Origin of the sequence: Methylobacterium tarhaniae, assembly GCF_001043955.1 — a bacterium.
GTDB classification, from domain to species: Bacteria; Pseudomonadota; Alphaproteobacteria; order Rhizobiales; family Beijerinckiaceae; genus Methylobacterium; species Methylobacterium tarhaniae.
The window spans coordinates 1-1,266 of the sequence record NZ_LABZ01000403.1 but is presented as its reverse complement, the minus strand read 5'-3'; the positions used below and the strand labels follow the sequence as shown (position 1 = coordinate 1,266).

General features: G+C 68.8%; 1 protein-coding gene and 1 pseudogene. Both read right to left on the bottom strand.

Annotated features, from left to right (window positions below):
- Positions 1–164 (bottom strand): annotated as a pseudogene (locus VQ03_RS32425) (alpha-ketoacid dehydrogenase subunit beta); the annotation flags it as partial.
- Position 165: 1 nt separating this feature from the next.
- The coding region (locus VQ03_RS30290) for a thiamine pyrophosphate-dependent dehydrogenase E1 component subunit alpha (protein ID WP_048454649.1) at positions 166–1,266 on the bottom strand (1,101 nt) is incomplete at its 5' end.

The window sequence follows — 1,266 nt, the reverse complement described above, 5'->3', positions numbered from 1 at the left end:
TCGAAGCAGCGGCTCTTGCCGAAGCGGGCCTGCAGGCCTTGGGTACAGCGGAAGACGCCGCCGAAATAGCCGACGTCCTCCCCGAACACGACCACGTCGTCGTCGCGCTCCATCGCCACGGCCATCGCCTCGCGGATGGCCTCGATCATCGTGCGGCGCGGCATGTCAGTACCCCGCCTGCTGGCGCTGACGGCGGAGGTGAGGAGGCATCTCGGAAAACACTCCTTCGAACATGTCGCGCGGGGACGGCTTGCCGCCGGCGTGCAGCGTGCCGTGGGTCTCGGCCTCGCGCTGCGCCGCCACCACCTCGTCGAGGATCTCGGCCTCGCCCTGGCGGTGGCGCTCCTCGGACCAGGCGCCGCGGGCAATCAGGTGATCCTTCAGGCGCTTGACCGGGTCGCCCAGCGGCCAGGCGTCGAACTCGGTCTTCGGCCGGTAGGCGGAGGGGTCGTCGGAGGTCGAATGCGCCCCGGCCCGGTAGGTGACGTATTCGACGATCGTCGGGCCGAGGTTGCGCCGCGCCCGCTCCACCGCCCATTTCGCCACCGCATGGACGGCGAGGTAGTCGTTGCCGTCGACCCGGAGCGCCGGGATCCCGAAGCCGTGGCCGCGCGCCGCGAAGGTCGAGGAGCCGCCGCGGGCGAAGCCCTGGAAGGTCGAGATCGCCCACTGATTGTTGACGACGTTGAGCACCACCGGTGCCCGGTAGGTCGAGGCGAAGACGAGCGCCGCGTGGAAGTCGGATTCGGCGGTCGAGCCGTCACCGATCCAGGCGGCAGCGATCTTCGTATCGTTCTTGATCGCCGAGGCCATCGCCCAGCCGACCGCCTGGATGTACTGGGTCGCGAGGTTGCCGGAGATCGAGAAGAAGCCGTGATCCTTGGCCGAGTACATCACCGGCAGCTGGCGGCCGTGTAGCGGATCGTTCTCGTTCGAGTAGATCTGGCACATCATGTCGACGAGGGGATAGCCGCCGGCAATCAGCAGCCCCGCCTGCCGGTAGGTCGGGAAGTTCATGTCGCCGGAGGCGAGCGCCCGGCGGAAGGCGGTGCTCACCGCCTCCTCGCCGAGATGCTGCATGTAGAACGAGGTCTTGCCCTGGCGCTGGGCCATCAGCATGCGGGCATCGAAGGCGCGCAGCTTCATCATGTCGCGAAGCCCGGCGAGCAGCTCCTCGTCGGTGAGCGAGCCGGCCCAGGGACCGACCGCCTTGCCCTCGGAGTCGAGCACCCGGATCAGCGTGTAGGCGAGGTCGCGGATCTCGGC